This window comes from Clostridium beijerinckii (assembly GCA_003129525.1).
Lineage (GTDB): Bacteria > Bacillota > Clostridia > Clostridiales > Clostridiaceae > Clostridium > Clostridium beijerinckii_D.
Genome location: CP029329.1, coordinates 3,399,823 through 3,420,646, shown reverse-complemented (window position 1 = coordinate 3,420,646; position 20,824 = coordinate 3,399,823). Strand labels below are relative to the sequence as shown.

22 protein-coding genes and 1 pseudogene are annotated in these 20,824 nt (G+C 27.1%); 17 read left to right on the top strand and 6 right to left on the bottom strand.

Annotation, left to right across the window (positions count from 1 at the left end):
• Nucleotides 1-15: 15 nt before the first annotated feature.
• The 3 genes from DIC82_15320 (at nt 16) to DIC82_15310 (ending at nt 2,337) form a co-directional block, all read left to right on the top strand.
• On the top strand, nt 16-843 hold the full coding sequence (locus DIC82_15320) for a hypothetical protein (protein ID AWK52282.1): 828 nt from the start codon (nt 16-18) through the stop codon (nt 841-843).
• 671 nt (nt 844-1,514) lie between these two features.
• Complete coding sequence (locus DIC82_15315; protein ID AWK52281.1) at nt 1,515-1,829, top strand: hypothetical protein; 315 nt, start codon at nt 1,515-1,517, stop codon at nt 1,827-1,829.
• Between the two features lie 331 nt (nt 1,830-2,160).
• Nucleotides 2,161-2,337 (top strand): YwbE family protein, encoded by a 177-nt coding sequence (locus DIC82_15310; GenBank protein ID AWK53106.1) that lies wholly within the window; start codon nt 2,161-2,163, stop codon nt 2,335-2,337.
• 91 nt (nt 2,338-2,428) lie between these two features.
• On the opposite strand, the gene DIC82_15305 is transcribed toward DIC82_15310, so the two are convergent.
• Entirely contained in the window at nt 2,429-2,818 is a 390-nt protein-coding gene (locus DIC82_15305; GenBank protein ID AWK52280.1) for an MFS transporter permease, read from the bottom strand.
• A 419-nt stretch (nt 2,819-3,237) separates the two neighbouring features.
• Nucleotides 3,238-3,696 carry a MarR family transcriptional regulator gene (locus DIC82_15300; GenBank protein AWK52279.1) on the bottom strand — a complete coding sequence of 153 codons (459 nt, stop codon included), beginning with the start codon at nt 3,694-3,696 and terminating at the stop codon, nt 3,238-3,240.
• A gap of 291 nt (nt 3,697-3,987) precedes the next feature.
• On the opposite strand from DIC82_15300, the gene DIC82_15295 reads away from it, so the two are divergent.
• Entirely contained in the window at nt 3,988-4,713 is a 726-nt protein-coding gene (locus DIC82_15295) for a bilin reductase (protein ID AWK52278.1), read from the top strand.
• Between the two features lie 142 nt (nt 4,714-4,855).
• Here the strand turns inward: DIC82_15295 and DIC82_15290 are convergent.
• Together DIC82_15290 and DIC82_15285 are read right to left on the bottom strand one after the other, a co-directional pair.
• A pseudogene (locus DIC82_15290) lies at nt 4,856-5,295 on the bottom strand (NAD(P)/FAD-dependent oxidoreductase).
• Between the two features lie 68 nt (nt 5,296-5,363).
• Nucleotides 5,364-5,600 (bottom strand): hypothetical protein, encoded by a 237-nt coding sequence (locus tag DIC82_15285; GenBank protein ID AWK52277.1) that lies wholly within the window; start codon nt 5,598-5,600, stop codon nt 5,364-5,366.
• Between DIC82_15285 and DIC82_15280 the strand changes: the two genes are divergently transcribed.
• The 3 genes from DIC82_15280 (at nt 5,545) to DIC82_15270 (ending at nt 8,613) form a co-directional block, all read left to right on the top strand.
• A complete protein-coding gene (locus DIC82_15280) occupies nt 5,545-6,735 on the top strand; it encodes a D-alanyl-D-alanine carboxypeptidase (protein AWK52276.1) in 1,191 nt (396 codons plus the stop codon). The two genes, DIC82_15285 and DIC82_15280, sit on opposite strands and share 56 nt — an antisense overlap.
• Nucleotides 6,736-7,280: 545 nt before the next feature.
• On the top strand, nt 7,281-8,027 hold the full coding sequence (locus DIC82_15275) for a segregation/condensation protein A (GenBank protein AWK52275.1): 747 nt from the start codon (nt 7,281-7,283) through the stop codon (nt 8,025-8,027).
• Nucleotides 8,020-8,613 (top strand): SMC-Scp complex subunit ScpB, encoded by a 594-nt coding sequence (locus tag DIC82_15270; GenBank protein ID AWK52274.1) that lies wholly within the window; start codon nt 8,020-8,022, stop codon nt 8,611-8,613. The genes DIC82_15275 and DIC82_15270 overlap by 8 nt, the downstream gene beginning before the upstream one ends.
• A 74-nt stretch (nt 8,614-8,687) precedes the next feature.
• On the opposite strand, the gene ytfJ is transcribed toward DIC82_15270, so the two are convergent.
• Nucleotides 8,688-9,173: a sporulation protein YtfJ gene (gene ytfJ / locus DIC82_15265; protein ID AWK52273.1), complete on the bottom strand. Its 486-nt coding sequence runs from the start codon at nt 9,171-9,173 to the stop codon at nt 8,688-8,690.
• Nucleotides 9,174-9,268: 95 nt separating this feature from the next.
• The gene (locus DIC82_15260; protein ID AWK52272.1) at nt 9,269-9,817 is read right to left on the bottom strand and encodes a hypothetical protein; all 549 of its coding nucleotides are present in this window, start codon (nt 9,815-9,817) and stop codon (nt 9,269-9,271) included.
• Nucleotides 9,818-10,324: 507 nt separating this feature from the next.
• Here DIC82_15260 and DIC82_15255 point away from each other — a divergent pair.
• The 10 genes from DIC82_15255 (at nt 10,325) to DIC82_15210 (ending at nt 20,672) form a co-directional block, all read left to right on the top strand.
• Nucleotides 10,325-11,179, top strand: a complete 855-nt coding sequence (locus tag DIC82_15255; protein AWK52271.1) for a D-alanyl-D-alanine carboxypeptidase — start codon at nt 10,325-10,327, stop codon at nt 11,177-11,179.
• 213 nt (nt 11,180-11,392) lie between these two features.
• Nucleotides 11,393-12,382 carry a hypothetical protein gene (locus tag DIC82_15250; protein AWK52270.1) on the top strand — a complete coding sequence of 330 codons (990 nt, stop codon included), beginning with the start codon at nt 11,393-11,395 and terminating at the stop codon, nt 12,380-12,382.
• Entirely contained in the window at nt 12,379-13,656 is a 1,278-nt protein-coding gene (locus DIC82_15245; protein AWK52269.1) for an FAD-dependent oxidoreductase, read from the top strand. Before DIC82_15250 ends, DIC82_15245 begins: the two co-directional genes overlap by 4 nt.
• A gap of 1,028 nt (nt 13,657-14,684) precedes the next feature.
• Nucleotides 14,685-16,172: a glutamate/gamma-aminobutyrate family transporter YjeM gene (locus DIC82_15240; GenBank protein AWK52268.1), complete on the top strand. Its 1,488-nt coding sequence runs from the start codon at nt 14,685-14,687 to the stop codon at nt 16,170-16,172.
• Nucleotides 16,173-16,404: 232 nt separating this feature from the next.
• A complete protein-coding gene (locus DIC82_15235) occupies nt 16,405-16,950 on the top strand; it encodes a hypothetical protein (GenBank protein AWK52267.1) in 546 nt (181 codons plus the stop codon).
• On the top strand, nt 16,943-17,341 hold the full coding sequence (locus DIC82_15230) for a GntR family transcriptional regulator (GenBank protein AWK52266.1): 399 nt from the start codon (nt 16,943-16,945) through the stop codon (nt 17,339-17,341). Before DIC82_15235 ends, DIC82_15230 begins: the two co-directional genes overlap by 8 nt.
• Nucleotides 17,325-18,221: an ABC transporter gene (locus DIC82_15225; GenBank protein AWK52265.1), complete on the top strand. Its 897-nt coding sequence runs from the start codon at nt 17,325-17,327 to the stop codon at nt 18,219-18,221. The genes DIC82_15230 and DIC82_15225 overlap by 17 nt, the downstream gene beginning before the upstream one ends.
• Complete coding sequence (locus DIC82_15220; protein AWK52264.1) at nt 18,202-19,269, top strand: hypothetical protein; 1,068 nt, start codon at nt 18,202-18,204, stop codon at nt 19,267-19,269. The genes DIC82_15225 and DIC82_15220 overlap by 20 nt, the downstream gene beginning before the upstream one ends.
• 162 nt (nt 19,270-19,431) lie before the next feature.
• Nucleotides 19,432-19,671, top strand: coding sequence for a ground-like protein (locus tag DIC82_15215; protein ID AWK52263.1), 240 nt, complete (start codon nt 19,432-19,434; stop codon nt 19,669-19,671).
• 290 nt (nt 19,672-19,961) lie between these two features.
• Nucleotides 19,962-20,672, top strand: a complete 711-nt coding sequence (locus DIC82_15210; GenBank protein ID AWK52262.1) for an rRNA pseudouridine synthase — start codon at nt 19,962-19,964, stop codon at nt 20,670-20,672.
• Nucleotides 20,673-20,824: the final 152 nt, after the last annotated feature.

Sequence of the window (20,824 nt, the reverse complement as noted above, 5' to 3'; positions counted from 1 at the left end):
ATTTAAAGGAGTGACATGACAAAGAAAGCTAAATTATTTATTATATATTTTGTTTATATTTTAACTTTTATAGGACTCGTATTCATTATGTTACCAACAAATATAAAACAACGTGCAATAGAGTCTTCCACCTTTCCTAAAGATATTACTAAAGATGTTCCTAAAGAGACATTACTGAATGATAACAATGGTAAATATATTATTCTAACATTTGATGATGGGTGGAGCTCTCAGTATGAAGCATATAAACAACTTAAACAATTTAATTTTAAAGGGACATTATATATCATCTCCTCTTTTATTGGTAAGGAAGATAGGTTGACATTAGATAATCTAAAAGATATGTATAACAATGGCTGGGATATATGTAATCATACTGTTCATCATGATAATCTTACAAAAGTAAGCACCAAGGAAGCTTATGATGAAATATATGGATGCTCAGCATGGATATTAGGGCATGGTTTTACAAGAGATATGGGATATAAACATTTTGCTTATCCAGAGGGTGGATACAATGATAATGTAATTAATATATTGAAGGAACAGAGCATGTTGACAGCAAGAACTACTAATCCTGGAAGTGATACAACAAAATTGCTGGAACTAGGTAGAGCATCTTTGCATGGGATGACTAAAAAAAATATCAGAGATTTTATACTTTCAGATAAAACCTTAATTATACTTAACATTCATAGGGTTATACCAGAAGATTCAAAAGAAGTCACAGATATAGATTTGAAGAAATCTTATTTTGATGAAGTGATTAACTCTATTATTGAGAGTAAAAGGCGGGTAATTACCATAACTGAGTGGTATAAGATAAGGGATAGTATTAAGTAGTGGTGCTGATTAATAAAAAGTCACAATCTATAAAATTTAAACTGATGGTAATTAGGCTCAAACGGTATTTAGTAATTGTGACAATGAATTTTTTGTTGACAAAGATAAAACTTATTTTACTTTAGATGTTAAGTTCGTTCATACGTATAATTACAATACAAGGTTTATTTGCAATGGACGAATTTGGGGATTAATATCAAATAGAAGGCTATTTTGAAGAATGGGTAGATAAACATCCAGGAGCAAAAAATATATTAACATTCAATAATTTAATTTATTTTATATCAATATACCTGTATATAGAATGAATATAAATGGTGAAAATATCACTGAGGTTAAATTTTATTAATAAGTAGAGAAATGTATAACGTTGGTGGGTTTGGTATACCATGCTTCACCTCCACCATATAAGCACTAGAATTTCAATACAATGCAAAGCCACTGATTTCAGTGGCTTTCAGTATTTTATAGGACAAACTATGGTAGAAGATTTTAAGCTTTTAGCTTAGATTTATAGAGTTTTATATTGGACATGCACACCCTTAATGTTCTTGGAATTAGGGGTGTGCATTTTTTGTTGAGTGTGCACTTTTTCGCAGAAAAAGTAAGAACTTGAAAATAATTTATGTTAAATATTATATATGATAAAATATTGTAGGGGTGAGATATTAATGGTAAATATTTTTAGTGATACTAATATATTTATTAGTTTAATGACTAGTTTAGATGATAATAAGTTATTTGAAGATTTAAAAATAATGATAGAAGAAGGTATAGTAAAATTACTTGTACCGGAAATAGTTATATTAGAATTAGAAAAACATATAAATTATGGTCATGAATATTTAGTGGAAAATGAGTTAGAAATAAAAACTACTGAAGATAACTTAGATATTTTTATCGATGATAATATAAATGCAGAAGCAAATATTAATTATATAAAGAAAGATTTTTTGATAAATCAACTTATACTCAAAGTGAATTAGGCGAATATAGAAAAAAAGTTATTAATGATATTAAAGAAACATTAGAGAAATGTAGATGTTTAAAAAGTTGGAATGATAGGAGCGAATTAAAATTATATTCTTGGATAAAAAATAGAAGTGAAGAGGAGATAGAAATTTCAAAACTAAGTGATTTAATTTTGATAAAAAATAATTTGCAACAATATTACAAGTTACATTTAGATGAGTTGTAAAGGATCATAAAGTAAAAATGTTAGAACAATGTAATTGCAATCTCAAAATGCATAAATATTTGATTATAAAACGTTTGAAAATAAAATGGATGAATATATTCACAGTAGAACTTTCCTACATTTTCATATTACTATGTACAAATAATCATATATTCCCTAACACTCACCACCAAAGAACAGGTAAGTTAACAGAAGGTATAGTTAAGAGAATACTTACAAATTCACAGAATCATCATCGTGGGATTAAGGTTATGCTTGAAGATAACGTAGTTGGAAGAGTTCAACAAATAAAATAAGAGTGTGTTTTATGTTTTTAAGAAAGGAGCGCTGCAAAATTAACTAGTTAGTTTTGCAATGCTCCTTTTATCATAGAATTTTAAATAAATATTATGCTATTTCTAATTTAGATTTAGCCATTGTATCTTTTATAAAACCAAAGAAAGTTGTCATAAAAATAATACCTGTAACCATTATGAAAATGCTTCCTGGTAAGTATTCAGAATTCATACTAAATAATACTTTAGTTCTAAACCAAGTTTGGAAAGGAAGACCTACACCAAGTAAAACTGCAAAGAAAAGAACCTTACTTTTCCAACCTTTGCCTTTCATTTTCTTGATTGAATTATTAACAAATATTCTTAATAAACCTAATCCACAACCAACTATGAAGAACACTAGTAAAAATAGCTTTATAGATTCATTAGAAATAAATGATTTGGAAATTGCACCTAATGCGATTAAAAACATGCATGACATTACAATGTATGATTTTTTCAAAATTTTATTCACCTCAACAATTTATATTTTTATATTTAATTCATATAGTATTAGTTTATTAAATCTATATAGAAATTTTTTTGAATACTAATTATTTTAATTTGGAGAAAATATTAAATTAAATAGATTTATATATTTTCATAGTACAATAATTAGGTAGGTTACCTAAGTAATATATTAATATGTTTATAATAATTAGTCAATAGTAAATAATATATGCAATAGAAAAAAATCAACTGTTTAATTTAATTACCAAATTTGACAGATAATATTTTTCAAACCTAACAATATAGAATGAATAAATGCCTAGAGAAATATTTTATACATTAATTCATTCTGTAAATAATATACTTATATATAACTAATAAAAAAATAGATTAGCCCCAAATAGAAATTTAGTTTCTATTTGGGGCTAGCTATTAATCAATCTTATTATACCATTCATTGAGATAGATATTAACTTTACCTAATAATTCAATTAATAATTCACTTTGTTCTGTTCCTAATGTTTCTATAATGCCAGAAAATAAAGAATTAAAATACTTTTTTAAATCCTGTACTATTTTTTCCCCTTCATCAGTTAATGTTATTTCAATAACTCTTTTATCATTTTGATTAACATGTCTTTCTATGTAACCTTTAGTAGTTAAATTTTTTACGAATTCAGTGGTACTTGGAGAAGTAATAGATAGATTTTTACTAATTTCTGAAATATTGACTTTACATTCTTTTTCATTAGAAAGAAATTCTATACAAAGTAAAACTCTAGCTTCGCTTTTCTTTATTCCCATTAAAGTTTGATTATGTCTTTCAACTCTTGCTAAAGCTTCAAATGTATCTACAAATTTTTTTATATCTATATTTGATTGTTTATTCAAAAAAATTCACCTCATTGAGTATATATTAATTTATTATAATAAATTTGTCTATGTGTTTACAAGATTTTATTTACAAACTTATTGCCAAGAATATGGGAAGTGATTTAAACAAATAGATAAAACTAGCATAGATGATTTAGATAAGATTATACAGCAGATTATCATTTTATAAAAATATGAAATACATTAGCTCTCATATAATTTATAAAAATGGAAATAATGGTACTATATAGCATTATATAATGGTGTATAATATTATATATAACTATTTTTTTGAATGGGAGTGATGATATGAGAAAAACAGATAACGAAAATATTTTTGATATTAATAAGGAGATTATTGAACAGCATATTAATAGGGGAATGGATTTAGTGACTTCTAAGTATGATCTTAAAGAAGTTGAAACTGGAAAATTTGCTAATCTACAAATACAAGGTATTGATTATAGCATTAAACAGTATGAGATTAATGGCGTGGGAAATCTTTTAGTAATGGATTCCAAAGATTCAATTAAACTTCAAATGGCTTCATTTGTAATTACCCCATATTATAAATCATTACCTTTATTTTCAACTGATTATATGTATATGCATGAAAAACGAGGTTTTTTAATCGAATATTATGATTTAGTACCAGAAAAAGACGAGCTCTATTTAAATTATATGAATAGGTTTGCAAGTCTTAAAGCAGAACATAATCACCTTGAGGATATGATACTGAAAGAATGTTGGTATGATTCATTAAAGCCAGTATGTACAGCTAAAAACACAGATACAACTAAGGATTCAGAGATATCATCTATGTTTGTAGATAACTTGAAATTATTCATTGAAATGGAGCAAAAAAGTAAGTTGTTGACAACAGAAGAAAGAAAGTTGAAATGGAAAATTACCCAGGACTATACAGATGGATTAGTAGATAATGGAGGTGTATCTACTAATGTGTTTAAGGCAATTATGGGTAGTGATGCAACTAAAGAATTTTTTAATAAGGTGTTTTTTGGAACAAGCAGGTAAGTAAACTGCTAAATCAAATTTTTATAATAGATAGTTAAATAAGACGAGATGTGAAGTGGGAGGCTAGAAAACAAAAAAAGTTGTTTTCTAGCCTCCCATTTGCATAGGAAATTATCATACTTTAAAAGTGTATGTAATGCTATCAATTAAGTTTTCCTTCATCATTTAATTCATCAATATTCTTTATCTTATCAAATAAAGTTGGGTTTTCACTTTGAATCTGAGCCTTATGAGATAAAATTGCCTTCCATACGTTTTTAGTAACTTCAAACTGACTGAAATTTCCATTAACTAATTGGCCTTCAACTAAAGAAAATATATAGTCAAGTTCTTCATCTGAGTATTTTGGTCTCATGCCTAAACTACCATATAGCTTAACAAATTCAAGAGGGCCAGTACGATTGAAATCAAATGCCTCAACCACCAACTTGTATATTTCTCAAAACCATTTATGCCCTTAAGTTCATCGTTTATGGCATTTGCTGCATGGTAGCCACACATTAATGCTCACTGAACAATAGTCTCAATATGAGCTGCGCTATCAGCGATTACAAGTACATTACCGCAATATTTAATAATTGTCCGGTGTAATTTACATGAAAACCATTCTTAGTAAATTATTGTAATTTAAATATTTATTTACAATATGATTACGATGAAGCATTTTTAAGCGTATTTAGAGAACAAAATGTTTTAGCAACATAATGCATGACCTCTATTTCGGAATTATATATATGAAGTAAGTTTTTTATCAAATCCTTAAGAAATTTAGAATTACTTGTTATATTATTTCTTCTTATGGTAACACTAATTCTGAAGGGAGGTAGCAAAATGAAAAATAAAACAAAACGAATTTTATCTTTTACTTTGATATTTATTTTTACCATATTATTGTTACCAATTAGATTAGCAAATGCACTAGACACAGAGGAAAAAGTTAAATCTGATGGAACTAATATAGAAGCAAAGTCAGCATTACTTATGGAACCTATGACTGGAAAGATACTTTATGAAAAAAATGCAGAAGAAAAATTTGCACCAGCATCTGTAACAAAAATCATGACTATGTTAATTACAATGGAGGCTATTGATAGTGATAAAATTAAATTAGATGATAAAGTAACTTGCAGCGAAAATGCTAAAAAAATGGGTGGCAGTACAATGCTTTTAGACACTGGAGAAATAAGAACTGTAGAGGAACTTTTAAAGGGGGTTGCTATAGCATCTGGAAATGATGCAGCAGTTGCACTTGCTGAATATCTTGGAGGTACAGAAGCAGATTTTGTTACAATGATGAACAAAAGAGCACAAGAACTTGGAATGAGTAATACAACTTTTAAAAATTGTAATGGATTACCAGCAGAAGGACATTTATCTACAGCTAAAGATATAGCAATAATGTCTAAGGAATTATTAAAACATCCAGTAGTTCTAAAATATACAGGAACCTATATGGATTCTATATCAGAAGGAAGAAAATCTCCAATAGAACTTGTAAATCATAATAAATTAGTTAGATTTTTTGAAGGCTGTGATGGATTAAAAACAGGATTCACAAATGAAGCTAAATATTGTATTAGTGCTACAGCAACAAGGAATGGAGTGAGAATGTTATCTGTAATTATGGGTGCTCCAACTTATAAAATAAGAAATCGTGATGCAGGAGTATTACTTAATTATGGATTCTCAAAATATGAAGGTAAAAAGCTTGTATCAAAGGATCAAGAAATAGACAAAGTATTTATGGATGAACAAACTGATAAATTCTTTATGGCAAAGGCTAAAGATGATTTAACTGCTATATTACCAAAGGGAGTAACTAAGGAGTTAGATAAGAAAATTGTTATTGATGAATTAAAGAAAGAATACAAAGAAGGAGACATAGTTGGAAAATATGAAGTTTATTTAGGAGAAGAAAAAGTAGGAGAAGTAGAAATATATTGTGATAGAGATATAAAGAAAGGCAATATATTTGAGAATATTAAGTACAATATTAAAAATTTATTTGAAAAAGGAGTTTAGATAAAAAACTATAGTCTATTTGTGTATTTAGAACAAATAAAATTTAGAATATACATATTTAAATTTAAAATCAAATTATTAAATTGATGAAGAAATATGTGATAATATAAATTAAAAAATAGTTCAATAATAAGATTTTATCTTACTATTGAACTATTTTTATGTAATAATAAATAAAAATTGAAATGTAATTAAAGTATAATATTAATTTAATAGTGAAGTATAGTGTTCATTAATGACAATTAGACGTATACATTATTGAGATAAAGTATAGATTTTTAAAACCTAACAGTTTCAAATGCCACAAAATACAGTATTCTTAATTATGGAGAATTTAATATCTCTTGTTTTGAATAACTTTAATTGTTATTATATATATATTGGAAAAAGTGTGTTATTAAAAAAACAATAGTTTAGACAAGTGTTTTTCTTTAAGATTTGTGCATATGCATTTTTATATAAATTGTTATTCTGTACAATAAAGTACTTGTTATCAAAAATCAACTTAATGAAATTGAGTTTATAACGGAGGTATAAGATAAAATATGGAACTTCCAAAGATTAAAATTAACGATTTTGAAGGACCGTTTGATTTATTATTACATCTAATAAAGAAAAATCAAATGAGTATATATAATGTAAAAATATTTGAAATAACTAATCAATATTTAAAGTATCTTAATGATATGAAGACAATGGATTTAGAAATAACATCTGAATTTATAGTAGTTGCTGCTACTTTGATAGAAATAAAATCCAAGTATTTATTACCTAAGCCTAAAAAAGAAGAGGAAAATGAAGAAGATTATGAGAAAAATCTTATAGAAAAACTTATAGAATATAAGAAAATAAAAGGTGTCTCAGTATTCTTTAAAGAAAGATATATTAGTGCAGGTGAAGTATATGAGAAAAAACCGGAATTAATAGAAGATAAACGAGAAGCTGTTTCTACAAAAGATTTATTAAAAGATATACACCTCATTGATCTATTCAATATTTATAATAACTTATTAGAAATTTTTAATAATAAGCAAAATAGAAATAATATAATTCAGAAAAAAATATATGTAGACCAATATAAGATAGAAGATAAATTAGAGTACATAATGGACAAGCTAAAAAATGAAAATATTAATAGTTTTTCAGAGTTTATAGAAAATTGTGAAAGTAAATTAGAGTGTGTTGTAACATTCTTAGCTTTACTTGAAATGATTAAACAAAGAATGGTTAAGGTTTACCAAAGTGACAACTTTACGAAGATATTAATTGAGAGGAGATCAGAAGATGCATAAAAATCAAGGAATTCAAATTCCGTTTATGGATGATTTGAAAAAGGATTCGCTTAAATCAGCAATAGAATCTTTACTGTTTGCGAGTGGGGAACCTTTAAGTTTGCAAGAGTTAATAAATCATCTTAATGAAAAATCTAAACATATTGAAATTATTATTGAAGAAATGATGGAAGAATATGAAACATCTACTAGAGGAATAAAAATAATATGTATAAAAGGAAGTTATCAATTAGTTACAAAAGCACAAAATGCTGATTATGTACAAAAACTCTTGAAGAAGAACAAGAGACAATCTTTATCACAAGCATCTATAGAAAGTTTGGCAATAGTAGCTTATAAACAGCCTATAACAAGAATAGATATTGATGAAATTAGAGGAGTTAAGTCTGAAAGTGCAATTCAAAGGCTTATGGAAAAGGAACTTATAAAGGAACTTGGAAGGTTAGACGTTCCAGGGAGGCCGATTTTATATGGGACAACAGAGGAATTCTTAAGACAATTTGAACTAAAAGATTTAAAGGAACTTCCATCTTTAGATTTATTTGGGCAAGAAGATTTGCAAGTAGATGAATTGGAGGCAGAATAATAAAAAAGAGAAATAGATTTGCAGAATAAATCAGCATACTATTTCTCTTTTTGAATTAAAAAATTAGGAGTTAGTTAAATATTATGATCATTTGTGGAATAATTCTCTTTAGGGGTATTTTCAACAGAATTATTATCAACATTAGTAGTATTAACATTATCATAATTTTTATTCTTTTTGCATAAATCTTTTATTAAACTTTTTACAATATCTAAAATTTGTGGAACAGTATCAACTATTCTATCGTAAGTAGTATCTTGATCTACAGGTAGCATTCTAACTCCATCTTCTTTAACAACCAAAAATGCAACTGGCTTAACTGAAACTCCTGCTCCAGTACCACCACCGAAAGGAAATGCTGTGCTACTAGTATGGTGTTCTTGACAAGAATATTCACTTCCACCAGATGCAAAGCCAAAGCTTAATTTTGAAACTGGAATTATATATGATCCATCCTTGGTTTCAACTGCAGTTCCAATTACTGTATTTACATCAACCATACTTTTAAGATTTTCCATAGTACTTTTAATTAAATTTTCAACTTGTTGTTCACTTGACATAATAGTCCCAATTAAAGCATATTTAAAAAATAATAAATTAGCCTTAAGCTAAAAATCACTTTATCTTGTATAATATGCCTAAAAGGTCACCTCCCTTATTTTTTTCTAATTTTAAATAAAATAATTATTATATATATAATGTTTGCAAATGATACGAAAATTATACTTGAAGTTTTAATTTTCAGTAAAAACTTATCTTCAAATATAGGATTAATTTTAAAATTAAACTTATAGGTTTGAACAGGAATATTTATAAGAAGATGAACTAAAGGTGGTGTTTGATATAAAAGTCCATAAAAAATTGCAGTTTCGGCAGCATCATTTAGTGAATAATCTAAAGAAAATTTTATATTTAATAAAGGTTTAAACTTTAAATTATAGAAAGTTGAAATTAAAGATTTATAGTCTAAAGATTTCAAATCTACCTTACTATAAAAACTCGAAAAAAATTTATGTTCTTTTTTGAGCGAAGGTTTAGCTTCATGATAATGCTTTTTTTTATGTGCAGATTTTTTTTTTGAAATAATAGTAAGTCCATATAATTTCACATAATAATTTACTAAAGAATAGTAAATATTAAACTTAATAGGAATAGGGATAAAAAATATTAATAAAATCACAAAGAAAATAAAAAATAATTTCATGAATTCCCTCCAAACTCTATCTACTTGATTAGGGACATTCAAAAAATAACAAATCAGTATGCTAGTATATTTTAGGTCATGAGAAAGCTCGACTCGTATGCACTTACTGAGTACTCACAGAGTAAGTTACCATCATCAAATCATAGATTTGGATGTCTGCTTAACTGATTCACACAAAACCATAGATTTCGCTATGTGAAAGTTAGAGACCCTAAATATAAAACTTGGACTCTTACTTTTGGTTCTCTACTCATCGACATATTCACTTTATAGCCAATTATGAGACAAATATGCCTCCTTATCTGACACAAAATATACACATTAGAAAAGATCAGCTATGCTGCATATAAGAACTTCTCATCGCATCTTTGAATTGTTATTTCTTTCATATCCCTAAGTATTGACTAATTTTAAAAAAATAAACCTAAAAAATTACGTAAACTAGGTTTAAAAAATAATTTTAAAGGTAAACTAGAATCAAATAGTAAGATTAGAAGGTGATTAATAATGAGGAAAGGTATTAAAAATGTTTCAATAATATTACTAAGCCTTATTTTTACTCAAGTTTTATGTATAAGTGTAAATGCAAAAAGTAAAGATAATACTAATTTAAGAGTAAATGCAAGATCTGCAATTGCTTTGGACAAAGAGAGTGGTACAGTTTTATATGAACAAAATGCATACGAAATAGTTCCAATGGCAAGTACAACAAAAATACTTACTTCACTTATTGCTATTGAACAAGGAGATTTAGCTAAAAAAGTGACTATAAGTAAAAAAGCAGCTAGTGTTAGAGGTTCTACTGTAGGATACAAAGCAAATGAGGAGATTGCTTTAAAGGAGTTAATTTTTGGACTTATGTTTAAGTCTGGAAATGATGCAGCAATAGCAATAGCTGAAGAATTAGGAGGCTCAATAGACGGATTTTCAGAGATAATGAATCATTATGCTAGAGGAATTGGAATATTTGATTCACATTTTGAATCTCCTCATGGACTAGATAGTAGCGAGCATTATTCTTCTGCATATGATTTAGCAATACTTACAGCTAAAGGCATGGATTATGATTTATTTAGAGAAATTGTAGGAAGCAAACAAATTTCAAAAGAAAAATATAATTTTACAAGGGACTATAATAATATAAATAAAATACTATGGAAAATTCCTGGAGCAAATGGTGTTAAAACAGGATCTACAGGCCAAGCAGGCAAATGCTTAGTTTCTTCAGTTAACAATAATGGTAAAGATGTTATAATTGTAGTGTTAAACTGCTCAGATAGATGGAATGTAACAGAGAAAATTTATAAACATGTACTAGAAAGAGTTGCATTTGGAAATCATACTGTTAAAGAATTAATTTAATACTTTGTAGTAGATGGTTTTTTAGAAAAAGACTGTCTACCTTTTTATAAGAAATTATAGGTAAGCCATCAATAAGGAATATTGAAAATAACAAGTCAGTACGCTTGTTTGTTTAATCATAAAATAAACAATTTTTACTAACTATATTTGTAGCAAATTCTATGTTTTTAAATAAGCTATTATTAAGAAGCAATTTTATCTAAAGGAGAGAAAATGATAAAAGAATCTATTGATTGCATAGATGCTGGAACTGAGTATTGTCCTTGTAAGTTGGCTGAATCAGGTGAATGTTTGATTTGCTCACAATGCCAAGGAGAGTGCTTTTGTGATTGCTTGAACTGGAAGGGGGTTTGTATATATCAAGAACTTTATAATAATGGCAATAAAGCAAAGGATGGTAGAAAAACTTATGATTGTATTGTTGAAGATGTAACTAAATATAGCAATAATATGATTATGATTAAATTTAAATCACCTCATAAATTAGTTTTAGATTTAGTTAAACCGGGAAGTTATATATTTGTAAGGACAGATGAAAATAAGTATTTTGATATTCCTATTTCGATTATGAATTCAGATATAGAAAATGATATTATTACTATTGCTGTTGAAATGAGAGGAATAAAAACTAATAGATTATTAAATACAAAAATAAATAATAACATAGTAATTAGAGGACCGTATTGGAATGGCGTATTTGGAGTAAAAACTATATTAGCTCAAAAAGAAACTAAAGCATTAGTTCTTGCAAGAGGCATTGGTCTAGCGCCTATGATGCCTGTAATAAGAAAATTGGTTTCACAAAATAATGAGTTGGAAGTAGTAATAGATAAAAGCCCTTTTGAAGTAAATTTTGCAAGTGAATTTTTAGATGAGTACAAGATAAAAATATCAGAGAATTCATTATTAGACCAAGGTAAACTTTCAGATCATGCTAAAGTCATAATTAAAGATGCACTTAATGATGGCACTAAATATATTCATGTAGCAGGGGCTGATATTTTAACTTATTGTGTTATTGATTATTTAAATGATATTAATAGAAATGATGTCTCCCTTTCTTGTTGCAATAACTTTAAAATGTGCTGTGGAGAAGGTATTTGTGGCGCGTGTACATCAAGATTCTCAGGGCATAGAGTCAAAAGATTCTGCAAAGAACAGGCTGATCCAAGAAGTATTTTTGAAGGGAGAAGATTTATATGAAAGTTGTTATTATTGGTGGAGGTTGGTCTGGTGTAGCAGCAGCAATTTCAAGTAAAAAAGCTGGAGCAGATGTTACTGTAATAGAAAAAACAGATTTACTACTTGGGCTTGGCAATGTAGGTGGAATAATGAGAAATAACGGAAGATTTACTGCATCAGAAGAGCTCATAGCTCTTGGTGGTGGAGAATTAATAGAAATTACTGATAGAGTCTCAACTCATACAAATATAGATTTCCCAGGCCATAAGCATGCTACATTATATAATGTTAATATGATTGAAGGTGAGGTTCAGAAATATTTAACATCATTAGAAATAAATTTAATGATGGAAAGTAGAGTAAATAATGTGAAATTTGAAAATGGAAAAATTAAAGGTGTATATCTTAGTGATGATACTTATATAACTGGTGATGTTTTTATTGAAACTACAGGTACTACAGGACCTATGGGAAATTGTTTGCGTTATGGTAATGGATGTTCAATGTGTATTTTAAGATGTCCTTCTTTTGGTCCTAGAATAAGTATTAGTGAACGTTGTGGTGTAGCAGACATTCAAGGTGAAACAAATAATGATGCACTTGGTGCCATGTCAGGTTCGTGTAAATTGGCGAAGGAAAGTCTATCTCAAGAAATAAGAACTAAGTTAGATTCTAAAGGTGTAGTTGTATTAAAAGTTCCAGTAGAAGATGTTAATTATGATAAATTAACAACTAAGGTATGTCAACAATACGCGTTGAAGGAGTTTGCTGAAAATATAATTCTGCTTGATACTGGACATGCTAAGTTAATGACAACTTATTACCCATTGCATAAATTAAGAAAAATAAAAGGATTAGAAAATGCAAAATATGTTGATCCATATGCAGGCAGTAAAGGTAATTCCATTAGATATTTATCTGTTGCTCCTAGAACTAATGATTTAAAAGTTACAGGTGTAGATAATTTGTTTTGTGCAGGCGAAAAAAGTGGATTATTTGTTGGACATACAGAAGCAATTTGTACTGGAACTTTAGCTGGACATAATGCTGTAAGATTAGCTATGGGAATGCCACTTCTAATACTTCCGTCATCTATTGCTATTGGCGATTTAATAACTTATGCAAACGAAAAGGCTAAAACTAGAGAAGGAAGAAAAGATAGATATACTTTTGCAGGTTCAAGCTATTTTAAAAGGATGAAAGAACTTAATCTTTATACAACTGATATAAATGAAATTAGAGAAAGGATTAAAAAAATTAATTTGGATAATATTTTTAATCAAAAATTATGTTAGTTAAATTTATTAATTTTATTTAAGAGAAAGAATAGGTAGATTATAGTGGTTTCTATTCTGCCATCATCAAAGTTATACTAATCGACTTATTTAAGTGTATATGATAAAAGATAAAATTAGGATGCAAGATAAGAATTAAGTTACTTCCTTGCATCTTTTTAGTATGTAAAAAAGTAATATTAAAATAAAATATTAACTTTGAATATGCAGTATAAGAAATATCAAAGCCTAAGTTATAAAAAGTAATTAAATGTCGAAATTTATCAACATATATCCTGGCAATATGTTATAATACTTGTATATAGAAACAGAGGAGGTAAATAATGATAAAGCAATGTAAAAAGGGCTATGATGTAAATATAAGAAAAATAGGTACTCATATAAATATAATCTTACCATTTGCAAGTGTTAATAATGATGGTACAAGTTCTATAAGATGTAAAACGGATAAATGTGAGTTAATTGACACATGTGAATATAAGGATTATATAAAAGACTAAGATGATCATTTAGCAAGACCTAATTCAAAAACATATTAAAATTACTTTGTTTAGACAAATTATATATATAGTTTGTAAGTGATAACAAGACCAGCAAATTATTTGCTGGTCTTGTTTCATAATAGTAGTTGATACAACTAATGTGGGTAATAATAACTAAATAATGTTATTATAATAATTCAGCAATATATGTATAGAATTTCGTAATTATATTTAAAATTTAGAAATACTTAACAAAATGTCAAAAGTATTAAAGATTTCATTAATAAAATGCAAATAAAATAAATTTGAATTGGTGAAAAAATGATAGTAATATAAAAAAGTATGTATTCATGAAAAAATAGAAATATTATAATTATAAATTAATACACAATAAGAAAAAGCTCGAAATTAAATTCTGTATAATCAATAACAATTGATTTATTTCTTGCAACTAATAATATATTACAAAAAAGTGCAGATAATAATAATAGAAATTTTAATTAAACCTTAGAGCATGAAATAAGAAACAATATGAGGAGTAAAATAATGAATAAAAATGAAAAACAAAAGAAGTTAACTTTAATAACATTAATTCTTATGATTTTTACATCAGTTTTTGGATTTGCTAATATGCCGAGAGCATTTTATCTTATGGGGTATGGTGCAATTCCATGGTTTATCTTAGGTGGAATAACATTCTTTATACCATTTGCATTTATGATGGCTGAATATGGATCTGCCTTTAAAGAAGAAAAAGGTGGTATATACTCATGGATGGAAAAATCTGTAGGACCTAAGTTCGCATTTTTGGGAGTATTCATGTGGTATGCATCTTATGTGGTATGGATGATAAATATTTGCTCAACGATTTGGATACCTTTATCAAATACAATTTTTGGAGTTGACACTACTTCAAAGTGGGGGATATTTGGGTTAAGCTCTACACAAGTTCTTGGAATATTAGGACTTATATGGGTGACTACTACTTTTTTTATATCTAAAAGAGGAATAACTAAAATAACTAAAATAACATCTGCTGGTGGAATGGCGGTTGCATTATTAAACATACTTCTTATAATAGGAGCTGCTATAGTAATTATATTGAACAAAGGACAATTTAAAGAACCTATTACATCAACAATGTCTTTTGTCAATTCACCAAACCCAGCATATCAAAGTACTAGCTCAATGCTATCATTTTTAGTTTTTGCATTATTTGCATATGGTGGTATTGAAGCTGCTTCTGGACTTGTAGATCAAACTGAGAACCCAGAAAGAACTTTTCCAAAGGGAATTTTAATAGCAGCAGCTGTAATTTCAGTTGGGTATTCTCTCGGAATTTTCTTGATTGGTATATTTACTAATTGGTCTAATAGTCTTTCAGGAGAAAATATAAATATGGCAAATGTTGCTTATGTTGTCATGAATAATTTAGGATATACTTTTGGAAATTCAATTGGATTAACCGATGCACTATCTATTCAAATTGGTAATTGGGTTGCTAGATTTGTTGGATTATCAATGTTCTTAGCAATAACTGGAGCATTTTTCACTTTATCATATGCCCCTCTGAAGCAATTAATTGAAGGAACACCAGCAAAATTGTGGCCAGGAAAAATGGCTACTATAGATAAAAATGATATGCCAATAAACGCAATGGCAGTACAAACGGTTATAGTAGCAGTTATGGTAATGTTTATTTCAATGGGTGGAAAAAGTGCAAAGGCATTTTTTGAAATGTTAGTATTAATGACAAATGTTGCAATGACATTGCCATATTTATTCTTAACAATTGCATACATTTCATTTAGAAAGAAAGATTCTATAGAAAAACCATTCTTAATATTTAAAAATAAAACTTTTGCAATAATCACGGGAGTTATAGTTACTGCAGTAGTTGGGTTTGCAAATATATTTACAATTATAGAGCCAGCTCTTAAGGGAGATTACACATCTTCAATTGCTATGATAGCAGGACCTTTAATATTTATTATAGCTGCGTCCATAATTTATTCTAACGGTAAAAAGAAATAAATTATAAACAATTTAGGCTATCTAAAATACTTATATATATTAAGTATTTCAGATAGCCTTTTTGTGTCAATATATTTTATATCAATGTCGGTAGTAGTAGAGTGGAATAATATTTATAAGAAAATATTAAGAAATAATAAAGGATTATTCACTTGATTATAAACATGTTTATTTATATAATTTAGGTGTACTAGATGAAATAGTACACCTAATACAAATAGGAGGTAAAAATATGAAAAAATCAACTATAATAATTACACTTGGATTATTCATTGTAGTTACAGCTTTACTTGGCATTAATAATGAAAAAATGTATCAAAAAGAAAAAAAGTTTGAAACAATTAGTCAAGTTATTCAACAATTAGATAATAAAACATTAAAGGCAATTGATGAAAAAGGAAGATTTACAGAGACTAAGGATTTAAAAGAATGTTTCTCTGAAAGAAAAAGGTTAACAGAGTCACACTTTGATTATGGAAAAATAGAAATAGAGAAGGTAGAAGAACTTGATGAAAATCAAAAACAATCAATTTTAAAAGATTATAATGAACTTAGAAATAATTTTTCTAAGAGACGTGCAATAACAAAGGAAGAAGTTGTAAGATTGGATGCTAAATTATATTATGCTAATATAAATCAAGGGAAAATAATATATAGTGATCCAAATAAACGTAAGATTGATTTAGTAATTATTGATGAAGGTGAAGGGCTGGTAATAGATTATATAATGGAAAATAGTTATGATAAATATAGTGAAGAGGATAATAAAGATGCTTAGGATTGATCCTAGGAGCAGTACTCCTATTTATGAACAAATAGAGCTTGGGGTTAAGGAGCTTATACTAAAAGGCGCATTAAAATGTGGAGAAAAGTTACCTTCAGTTAGAGAAATGGCATCAATACTTACAATAAATCCAAATACAATAAGTAAGGCATATGGAGAACTAGAAAGAGACGGAATAATTGAAACTTTAAGGGGAAAGGGAACTTTTATAACCGATAATTATAAGGGGAAAGTGGATGTGAAGATGATGGAGTATATTTCAGAAGAATTAAAAAAACTTATACTTGAAGCTAATTATAGTGGAATCAGTAAGGAAAAATTTATGGAATTAACGCTTCAGATATTTTCTGAATTAGGGGTGAATGATAATGATAGAAGTAAATAATTTATCCTTTGTAATGGATGGAAAACAAATTTTAAAGGATATAAATTTAAAAATAAATAAGGGTAAGATATTTGGAATAATAGGACCAAATGGTGTTGGAAAAACTACGCTACTTAGATGCTTAACAGGAATATACAATGGAACATCTGGAAAAGTAATTTATGATGGAGAAATAGTTTATGATAATCCAGTTGTTAAAAATAAAATAGGATATGTAGCTGATGAAAATATAATGCAAACTAATTTTAGAGTTCAGGATATATTAAAGTACTATAAATATTCTTATGAAAATTTCGATGAAGAAAAATTTAATGAACTAAATAAAATCTTTAATATTCCTATAAACAAATTTATATTTCAACTATCCAAAGGAATGAAGATGAGACTTTCTATAATGCTTGCATTTTCTATTCATGCTAAGTATTTAATATTAGATGAACCAACATCAGGATTAGATGCAATACTCAAAAATAAACTCCTTAAGATATTCGTAGATGAAGTTTTTGAAAATGATACAACTATAATAATAAGTTCTCACCATTTAAGCGAACTTGAGAGAATATGTGATGATGTAGCTATTTTAAATGAAGGTGCAGTTGCTTATGAAAATTCAGTAGAAAATATGAAAAACAAGATAAAAAAAGTACAAGTTGCATTTGATGCGCCAGTTTATGAAGAGGATTTAGACTTAAAAGGAATATTTAAAATAAGTAAAGTTGGTAGAGTATTTACGATTATAACTGATGAATATGATGAAGAATTTATGAGGAATTTAAAGAAATTCAACCCATTATTTGTTGAAGAAATTGATCTTAGTTTAGAAGATATCTTTGTCTATAAGGTTGATAAGGAGGATAACAATGAAGAAATATTTAAATAAAGGATTACTTTATACATGGTTTAATTCAGCTAAAGTACCTATAATCATTGGAATATTTGTTTGGGGAATTATAGCAAATAGGATTATAGAAAATAATTTATCTAATTTAAAATCGAATATGGCATATAACTTTTCAAATGGCTTTTATACAACAAATTTGGATAGTTATTTTATGTTAGGAGTAATATTCATAGCTATATCTTTCATAGCTCAAGGAATTAATAAGAGAAATACAATTATGTTTTTATCCAGTGGACCGTATACTAAAAAACAAATTAAATATAATGAATTAATAAGCATTTTAATAACCCTAGTATTTTTTGTTATAACATATGCTTATATAGCTTTTATGGCCTATGTAAGAAATATGGAGTTTTTAAATATTGTTGAGGGATATCAAATTATTACTTTCATAGAAATTATCAGAATAATTTTAATTGGAATAATAGGAATTGTATTTATGCTTATTGTAGATTTACTATTTTCTAATTCGGTAATAGGATTTATTAGTATGATTTTCGTAATACCAATATCAGTTTATTTCATTTTTGTAAAATTATATTCCATATCAGAATACTTTGGAGTAGGTAATAACTATAGTTTAGCAGATAAAATTAATGGCTCAAATTCAAATGGTGAATTTGAAAAATATACTGTAAGAGTTTTACTTGAGCGTGCATCTATTAAAGATGTAACAGCTAGAGAATTATCAATTGAAATAATCATTGCCTTATGCATTATTACAATTATGATTATTATTTTTAATATAGCTCAAAAAAGATATAAATTAGAGTGTTGTAATAAAATATTCTCATCTAGAATTAATGAAGATATTATAGTTATATTAATATCTTTAGCACTTGGTTCGTTTGCATCACTGTTTTTTGCATCTGATTTTATAAATAATATGCAACGTAAAAATGATCAATATTTACCTCTAGTTGGATTAGATTTAGTTAAAGGCTTAAGCACTGATCTATTATGTGTTGGAATAGTTGGATTTATATCATATAAAATAATGAAGAGGATATTAAAAAACATAGTATAAGAATCTTATAAAGAAAAATATTTTATTTAACTTTAACAAAAACCGTATGTGAACTATAGTTATTTTTCACATATGGTTTTTATATTTATTTTTAAGTAATAAAGAACAAAAAATGTAAAAATGGAATAAGATATATTAACAAAAGAATAGGAGATGGTAAACATGTCTAAACATTCTAGCAATTCTAGAGATTGTTGCTGCAGATGTAATTCTTGCTGCCCATGTCAATCTTCTTGCTGTGATAATAATTGTTGTTGTAATAATAATAGTTGTTGCGGTAATAATGGTGGATTTGGTGGCGGATTTGGCGGCGGATTTGGTGGCTGCGGTGGTGGCAGTTGGATTTGGATTTTATTTATTTTATTTCTCGGCGGTGGAAGAGGCTGCGGAGGAATTTTCTAGTAACTTCATTAATCCTAAGGAAGATAACTATAAAGTATCCTTAGCATTAGCTAATAGAAACGCTACTTTTAGCGTTTCTATTACCTTTATAATATAAAATTACAACATTATAAATGTGTAAACTACATTATATTTATGAATGAAAGAATGTTCAGTTTTGAATAAACGTACAATTTATAAGGTTTATATATAGAAAAGTTGTATTATGCAGCTGAAAAAGATATAATTTAAATATCAAAATATGAAAAAGTATTGAAGACAAATACAAAAATTATGGAGTGATTAAAATTATGGAAGAAAGATTACAAAAATACATGGCAAGTTGCGGAGTGGCTTCAAGAAGAAAATGTGAAGAAATAATACTTGCTGGAAAAATTAAAGTTAATGGAGTTTTAGTTAATGAGCTTGGAACTAAAGTAAATCCATTAGAAGATATAGTAGAATATGAAGGAAAGATAATAAATAAAGAAGAAAATAAAGTATATATAATGCTTAATAAACCTGAAGGTTACATAAGTTCTGTAAAGGATGAAAAGGGAAGAGATACTATTTTAGATATAGTTAAGGTAAAAGAAAGAATATATCCAATTGGTAGACTAGATTATGATAGTTCAGGCTTATTATTACTAACAAATGATGGAGAAATATATAATAAAATAATTCATCCAAGAGTAGAAATTGTAAAAAAATATATAGCAGTAGTTGATGGTGAAATAAGTGATAATGATATTAAAAAGTTTGAAATAGGAATAGATATTGGTGGATATATAACTGCACCAGCAGAAGTTAAAGTTATAAGTAATGATAAAGCGATATCAACTGTAGAAGTTGCAATTCATGAAGGAAAGAACAGACAAATAAGAAAAATGTTTGCATCATTAGATCATGAAGTATTATCACTAAAGAGAATATCCATTGGTGGAATAAAGCTTGGATATTTAAAAAGAGGAGAATATAGAGATTTAAACAAAGATGAAATAAATTATATAAATAGTTTATAAAAATTAGATTCCTATAATATGCAAGAATATTAATAAACTATACTGAAGGTTAGTGAAAAAAATATTGCAAATTTTCAATAATTGCTTTGAAAAATCAGTTATTTATTGAATATTTAGAATTAAGATGATAGAATTAAATTGATATTATTCAA